Here is a 6,873-nt window from a genome sequence, read left to right as displayed (position 1 = left end):
GCTTATAATCTGGTGAGATATCAGATGATTAAAATGGCGGAACATCTGAAAGGTTACTGGCCGAATCAACTGAGTTTCTCAGAATCATGCGGAATGGTGATGAGAATGCTGATGACATTGCAGGGCGCTTCACCGGGACGTATACCGGAGCTGATGCGCGATCTTGCAAGTATGGGACAACTTGTGAAATTACCGACGAGAAGGGGAAGGGCCTTCCGAGAGTGGTAAAGGAGAGGCCCTGGAAATACCCCACAGCCCCGAAAAAGAGCCAGTCAGTTGCTTAACTGACTGGCATTACTCCATAACGGAGGCTTCTTTTTTATGGCTGGCAGATGCTTTAATCATCCACCTTAAAACAATATAACCTATTGTTTTAATGACAAATCAGAACGGAATGTCATCATCAAAGTCCATCGGCGGCTCGTTAGACGGCGCTGCCGGAGCGGACTGCTGCGGGCGAGACTGCGCGCCGCCGCTGAACTGATTGCCACCCTGCGGCTGCTGAGGCTGACCCCAACCGCCCTGCGGCTGACCACCACCGATATTACCACCTGCCGGAGCGCCACCACCCTGACGACCACCCAGCATCTGCATGGTGCCGCCAACGTTCACCACGACTTCTGTGGTGTAGCGATCCTGACCGGATTGATCGGTCCATTTACGGGTACGCAGCTGACCTTCGATATAAACCTGAGAACCTTTACGCAGATATTCGCTGGCCACTTCTGCCAGTTTGCCGAACAGCACAACGCGGTGCCATTCAGTCTGTTCTTTCATCTCGCCGGTCGCTTTATCACGCCAGGATTCGGAAGTAGCCAGCGTAATGTTGGCAACTGCGCCACCATTTGGCATGTAGCGTACTTCCGGGTCCTGACCCAGATTACCAACGAGAATAACCTTGTTTACGCCTCTGCTGGCCATGTTCGTGTCTCCTGAAAAAAATCGTTCTGAATAAGTGTAAACGCGCGATTGTACCATTACCAATAGCGCTTTTACTATGTTGTGACCTCGGTTCCGGGAAACAAACCTGGCCAGACATTGTTACACAACACTCCGGATAATGCATTCCAATACTGTATATTCATTCAGGTCAATTTGTGTCATAATTAACCGTTTGTGATCGCCGGTAGCACCATGCCACCGGGCAAAAAAGCGTTTAATCCGGGAAAGGTGAATGGATAAGATCGAAGTTCGGGGCGCCCGCACCCATAATCTCAAAAACATCAACCTCGTTATCCCCCGCGACAAGCTCATTGTCGTGACCGGGCTTTCGGGTTCTGGCAAATCCTCGCTCGCTTTCGACACCTTATATGCCGAAGGGCAGCGCCGTTACGTTGAATCCCTTTCCGCCTACGCGCGGCAGTTTCTGTCACTGATGGAAAAGCCGGACGTCGATCATATTGAGGGGCTTTCTCCTGCCATCTCAATTGAGCAGAAATCGACGTCTCATAACCCGCGTTCTACGGTGGGGACAATCACCGAAATCCACGACTATTTGCGTTTGTTGTTCGCCCGCGTCGGCGAACCGCGCTGTCCGGACCACGACGTCCCGCTGGCGGCGCAAACCGTCAGCCAGATGGTGGATAACGTGCTGTCGCAGCCGGAAGGCAAGCGTCTGATGCTACTCGCGCCAATCATTAAAGAACGCAAAGGCGAACACACCAAAACGCTGGAGAACCTGGCAAGCCAGGGTTACATCCGTGCTCGTATTGATGGCGAAGTCTGCGATCTTTCCGATCCGCCGAAACTGGAACTGCAAAAGAAACACACTATTGAAGTGGTGGTTGATCGCTTCAAGGTGCGTGACGATCTTACCCAACGTCTTGCGGAGTCGTTTGAAACCGCGCTGGAGCTTTCCGGTGGTACAGCGGTAGTGGCGGATATGGACGACCCGAAAGCGGAAGAGCTGCTGTTCTCCGCCAACTTCGCCTGCCCAATTTGCGGCTACAGTATGCGTGAACTGGAGCCACGACTGTTTTCGTTTAACAACCCGGCAGGTGCCTGCCCAACCTGTGACGGCCTTGGCGTACAGCAATATTTCGATCCTGACCGCGTGATCCAAAACCCCGAGCTGTCACTGGCTGGCGGTGCGATCCGTGGCTGGGATCGCCGCAACTTCTATTACTTCCAGATGCTGAAATCGCTGGCAGATCACTATAAGTTCGACGTCGAAGCGCCGTGGGGCAGCCTGAGCGCGAACGTGCATAAAGTGGTGTTGTACGGTTCTGGCAAAGAAAACATTGAATTCAAATACATGAACGATCGTGGCGATACCTCCATCCGTCGTCATCCGTTCGAAGGCGTGCTGCACAATATGGAGCGCCGTTATAAAGAGACAGAATCCAGTGCGGTACGTGAAGAATTAGCCAAGTTTATCAGCAATCGCCCATGCGCCAGCTGCGAAGGGACGCGTCTGCGTCGGGAAGCGCGCCACGTTTATGTCGAGAATACGCCGCTGCCTGCTATCTCCGACATGAGCATCGGTCATGCGATGGAATTCTTCAACAATCTCAAACTAGCTGGTCAGCGGGCGAAGATTGCAGAAAAAATCCTTAAAGAGATCGGCGATCGTCTGAAATTCCTCGTTAACGTCGGCCTGAATTACCTGACACTTTCCCGCTCGGCAGAAACACTTTCCGGCGGTGAAGCCCAGCGTATCCGTCTGGCGAGCCAGATTGGTGCGGGCCTGGTTGGCGTTATGTATGTACTGGACGAGCCGTCTATCGGCCTGCACCAGCGCGATAACGAGCGCCTGTTGGGTACGCTTATCCATCTGCGCGATCTCGGTAATACCGTGATTGTGGTGGAGCATGACGAAGACGCAATTCGCGCCGCTGACCATGTGATCGATATCGGTCCTGGTGCGGGTGTTCACGGCGGTGAAGTGGTCGCAGAAGGTCCGCTGGAAGCGATCATGGCGGTGCCTGAATCGTTGACCGGGCAGTACATGAGCGGTAAACGCAAGATTGAAGTGCCGAAGAAACGCGTTCCGGCGAATCCAGAAAAAGTGCTGAAGCTGACAGGTGCACGCGGCAACAACCTGAAGGACGTGACGCTCACGCTGCCAGTCGGTCTGTTTACCTGCATCACAGGGGTTTCAGGTTCCGGTAAATCGACGCTGATTAACGACACACTGTTCCCGATTGCCCAACGCCAGTTGAATGGTGCGACCATCGCCGAACCGGCACCGTATCGCGATATTCAGGGGCTGGAGCATTTCGATAAAGTGATCGATATCGACCAAAGCCCAATTGGTCGTACTCCACGTTCTAACCCGGCGACCTATACCGGCGTGTTTACACCTGTGCGCGAACTGTTTGCGGGCGTACCGGAATCCCGTGCGCGTGGTTATACGCCAGGACGTTTCAGCTTTAACGTCCGTGGCGGGCGCTGCGAAGCCTGTCAGGGCGACGGTGTGATCAAAGTGGAGATGCACTTCCTGCCGGATATCTACGTGCCGTGCGATCAGTGCAAAGGTAAACGCTATAACCGTGAAACGCTGGAAATTAAGTACAAAGGCAAAACCATCCACGAAGTGCTGGATATGACCATCGAAGAGGCGCGTGAGTTCTTTGATGCGGTGCCAGCTCTGGCGCGTAAGCTGCAAACGTTGATGGACGTTGGTCTGACGTACATTCGCCTGGGGCAGTCCGCAACCACACTTTCTGGTGGTGAAGCCCAGCGCGTGAAGCTGGCGCGTGAGCTGTCAAAACGCGGCACCGGGCAGACGCTGTATATTCTCGACGAGCCGACCACCGGTCTGCACTTCGCCGATATTCAGCAACTCCTCGACGTGCTGCATAAACTGCGCGATCAGGGCAATACCATTGTGGTGATTGAGCACAATCTCGACGTGATCAAAACCGCTGACTGGATTGTCGACCTGGGACCAGAAGGCGGCAGTGGCGGCGGCGAAATCCTCGTCTCCGGTACGCCAGAAACCGTCGCGGAGTGCGAAGCTTCGCATACGGCACGCTTCCTCAAGCCGATGCTGTAATCGTTAAGGCCGCTTTCTGAGCGGCCTTTTCCTTTCAGAGTTGTACCAGCAATTTACGCTTTTCTTCCGGTAGTAAATTCACTGCCTGCTGATAAGACGCATCCACCAGATAATAGATTTGCGAATCCGGCAGCGAACCGTCGAGATACACGGTGCTCCAGTGCGCTTTATTCAGATGGCGGCTAGGACGCACATCGCTGTGCTGCTGACGTAGCAGCTCCGCCAGCTCCGGGCTGGTTTTCAGCGAAACAGCTGGGCGATTTTCTACTTCTTTCACCATCGCAAACAGTACATCTTCCACTTTGATCTGCGTCGCTTTCCAGTCGTTATGCACGCTCTGTTCTGCGCCTAGTTTTGCCATGCAATATTGTAGCAACTCCGAAATGGTCATTTTTTACTCCCCTTGTAGTGTCGCGATGATGCGACGCGATCCGCCGTGGATGCGATGTTCCCCCAGCCAGATGCCTTGCCAGGTGCCGGTCTGAATACGCCCTTTATGTAACGGCAATACAAGCGATGTTCCCTGCATTGAGGATTTGATATGAGAAGGCATATCGTCTGCTCCCTCATAGTCATGCTCATAATTTCCGTTGTCGGGAACGGTGCGGAGGAAAAAACGCTCCATGTCGTGGCGTACGGTGGGATCGCAGTTCTCATTAAGTGTCAGAGAGGCGGAGGTATGTTGCAGCAACAGATGCAGTAAGCCGATGTTAACGCGCGGCATATCAGCCAGCTGATTCAGAATTTCATCCGTTACCAGATGAAACCCACGAGATTTGGCGCTAAGCGTGAGCGTCTTTTGATACCACATGTGCTGCTCCTTGATAAAACTCTCTTAATCAGTTTGCAGCAAGACAGCGAAAGGATAAAGGTGTGATTAAAAAAACAGCATTCGGGAGAGCATCACGCTCTCCCGCTCTGTCAGTATTCTGAATTGACGATCACCTCTTCACCAAACGCACCCGCTTGTGGCAAGGGTTTGTAGGTAGAGTTGGAGGCGCGCAGAATGCGGATACCACGAGCGCCGACATCGCGTGCGGCGGTAATATCATTATCAGAATCGCCATAAAAAATTCGGATATTTTTATCCTGCAGCCATTGCGATTTTGTATTTTGCCCTGGTTTATCGCCCGCAAAGATCACCGGATTCATGTTGGTGGCAGGAATATGAAAATTATCCGCCAGCGTTTTTGAAACCGTTTCTGTTTTCGTCGGACTACGACCAGTCACAAAGAAGATCGCGTCACCGCGGCGTACATGCATATCAATCAGCTGGCGAGCGACCTCTTTTGGAATGCTGAATTCATCCCAGCCATTGTTCATTTTTTCCCAGAACACAGGATTTTTCAGATAATCTTCGCTTTCTGGCGAGAAGGTTTTTTTGCCGCGCCAGAAGCCCGGGCTGGAAAAAAGTACCGTGTCATCGATATCAAACCCCACCGCCATTGGCGGACGCCCTGCGAGGCTATTTTCAATTTGTGCGACCGAAACCCAATGAATTGGTGCCTGTTCAGCAAGCCTGGCAACGTTAGTACCAGGGTTAAGCGGTGAAGGAGATGAGGCCAGGGCAACAGCGGAACTGTTTAGAGCGAACAATAAGCAAACGGCACTGATTGCCTGTGTGATCTTGCGCATATTTTTCCCTAAATAGTCAGTATGTTGAAACTTTTTATTGTGAGATTTGTTGCAAAAACCATCTGACCATAACGCCAGCTGCAGGGGAAAGGAAGGATTATCTGCGGTTTTTGTGATGAAAAGCAGGATGATTATATTTAACCCAGTAAATACGTTCCTGTCTTTTTTTGTATAAAAAATGTTTATTACTCGATGTAAGGATACATTAATTTTACGTTTATTATGATGAATCCTCTGCAAATGAGCGAAATTTGATAGAACATTTATCTGCTGTACGATTTAATGAACTTAATGATACAGCATTACAAAAACAATCGAAGTTTATAAAGATGATTCCTGATTGACCAGAACCCTATCCTACAATGGTGATTAATTTTATTACTCGCGATGGAGATGATGATATGAATATATCATATATGAATAGCAACAAAACGACATCTTTACCTGTTGAGCTAGATGCACTAAATAATAAAGATATCTCTTATGCCAAAGATTTTTCTTATGTCAAAGATTTCTTTTTATACATAGAAACACAGTTAAAAATTGCAAAAGATTTTTGTAGACTTGGAGAAGAAGTATCAAGTTCTATTGCAAGTAAAGTTTTTCACGCATTTATTGATTTAGTTAACAAAATCAGGGGTAAGAAAGACTTTATGTATATTTGCACGCTTTGCTGTTTTGCCGAGGAGGTTAAAGGTGATTATTCTCATTACAGGACCTTTTTATTTGATATTGGTAATCAATATAAGGTTAAACTTACACAAAGCGGAAAAAAAGAGTTCTCTTTAACATTAGAATTTAACGATACTATAATTGAATCTCAGAAAGTCACAGGCAATAAGGCAAAGCATATTCTTGAGGATATAGAAATATTCTATCGTAACAAACCCGATACTTATTATTAAATTTAATAATGGTTAGATGTGCAGAAATTATTACTCCACACGAAAAAATAGGGAAAGGAAGGTAATGACTCCAACTTACTGATAGTGTTTTATGTTCAGATAATGCCCGATGACCTTGTCATGCAGCTCCACCGATTTTGAGAACGACAGTGACTTCCGTCCCAGCCTTGCCAGATGTTGTCTCAGATTCAGATTATGTCGCTCAATGCGCTGAGTGTAACGCTTGCTGATAACGTGCAGCTTTCCCTTCAGGCGTGATTCATACAGCGGCCAGCCATCCGTCATCCATACCACGACCTCAAAGGCCGACAGCAGGCTCAGAAGACGCTCCAGTGT

General features: G+C 49.6%; 6 protein-coding genes and 2 pseudogenes. 3 read left to right on the top strand and 5 right to left on the bottom strand.

All coding sequences use genetic code 11. The annotated features are described in order from the left end of the window. Positions 1 to 284 (top strand): annotated as a pseudogene (locus tag BHE85_RS08930) (IS4 family transposase); the annotation flags it as partial. A 100-nt stretch (positions 285 to 384) separates the two neighbouring features. Here the strand turns inward: BHE85_RS08930 and ssb1 are convergent. Continuing rightward, complete coding sequence (ssb1, locus tag BHE85_RS08925) at positions 385 to 921, bottom strand: single-stranded DNA-binding protein SSB1 (RefSeq protein ID WP_000168305.1); 537 nt, start codon at positions 919 to 921, stop codon at positions 385 to 387. A 253-nt stretch (positions 922 to 1,174) separates the two neighbouring features. Here ssb1 and uvrA point away from each other — a divergent pair, with 253 nt between their 5' ends. Beyond that, positions 1,175 to 3,997 carry an excinuclease ABC subunit UvrA gene (uvrA, locus tag BHE85_RS08920; RefSeq protein WP_000357740.1) on the top strand — a complete coding sequence of 941 codons (2,823 nt, stop codon included), beginning with the start codon at positions 1,175 to 1,177 and terminating at the stop codon, positions 3,995 to 3,997. Positions 3,998 to 4,031: 34 nt separating this feature from the next. Here uvrA and BHE85_RS08915 read toward each other — a convergent pair whose 3' ends face one another. The 3 genes from BHE85_RS08915 to aphA all read right to left on the bottom strand — a co-directional run bounded on the left by BHE85_RS08915 (position 4,032) and on the right by aphA (position 5,632). Then, complete coding sequence (locus tag BHE85_RS08915; RefSeq protein WP_000155649.1) at positions 4,032 to 4,388, bottom strand: MmcQ/YjbR family DNA-binding protein; 357 nt, start codon at positions 4,386 to 4,388, stop codon at positions 4,032 to 4,034. A 3-nt stretch (positions 4,389 to 4,391) separates the two neighbouring features. Beyond that, the gene (locus tag BHE85_RS08910; RefSeq protein ID WP_000270377.1) at positions 4,392 to 4,808 is read right to left on the bottom strand and encodes a secondary thiamine-phosphate synthase enzyme YjbQ; all 417 of its coding nucleotides are present in this window, start codon (positions 4,806 to 4,808) and stop codon (positions 4,392 to 4,394) included. A gap of 110 nt (positions 4,809 to 4,918) precedes the next feature. Beyond that, positions 4,919 to 5,632, bottom strand: coding sequence for an acid phosphatase AphA (gene aphA / locus BHE85_RS08905; RefSeq protein ID WP_001226928.1), 714 nt, complete (start codon positions 5,630 to 5,632; stop codon positions 4,919 to 4,921). A 401-nt stretch (positions 5,633 to 6,033) separates the two neighbouring features. On the opposite strand from aphA, the pseudogene BHE85_RS08900 reads away from it, so the two are divergent. After that, positions 6,034 to 6,256: pseudogene (locus BHE85_RS08900) on the top strand (hypothetical protein). A 356-nt stretch (positions 6,257 to 6,612) separates the two neighbouring features. Here BHE85_RS08900 and BHE85_RS08895 read toward each other — a convergent pair. Further along, on the bottom strand, positions 6,613 to 6,873 hold a 261-nt coding region (locus BHE85_RS08895), incomplete at its 5' end, for an IS1 family transposase (RefSeq protein WP_000317683.1).

It is taken from the genome of Shigella sp. FC1567, assembly GCF_001743015.1.
GTDB classification, from domain to species: domain Bacteria; phylum Pseudomonadota; class Gammaproteobacteria; order Enterobacterales; family Enterobacteriaceae; genus Escherichia; species Escherichia coli.
The sequence above is the reverse complement of the archived record's forward strand: the minus strand, read 5'-3'. Positions and strand labels throughout refer to the sequence as shown.

Bases quoted from the DNA above. Each gene is read 5' to 3' on its own strand.
- BHE85_RS08910 (WP_000270377.1), bottom strand. From the start codon at position 4,808: ATGTGGTATCAAAAGACGCTCACGCTTAGCGCCAAATCTCGTGGGTTT.
- uvrA (WP_000357740.1), top strand. From the start codon at position 1,175: ATGGATAAGATCGAAGTTCGGGGCGCCCGCACCCATAATCTCAAAAAC.
- BHE85_RS08915 (WP_000155649.1), bottom strand. From the start codon at position 4,388: ATGACCATTTCGGAGTTGCTACAATATTGCATGGCAAAACTAGGCGCA.
- ssb1 (WP_000168305.1), bottom strand. From the start codon at position 921: ATGGCCAGCAGAGGCGTAAACAAGGTTATTCTCGTTGGTAATCTGGGT.
- aphA (WP_001226928.1), bottom strand. From the start codon at position 5,632: ATGCGCAAGATCACACAGGCAATCAGTGCCGTTTGCTTATTGTTCGCT.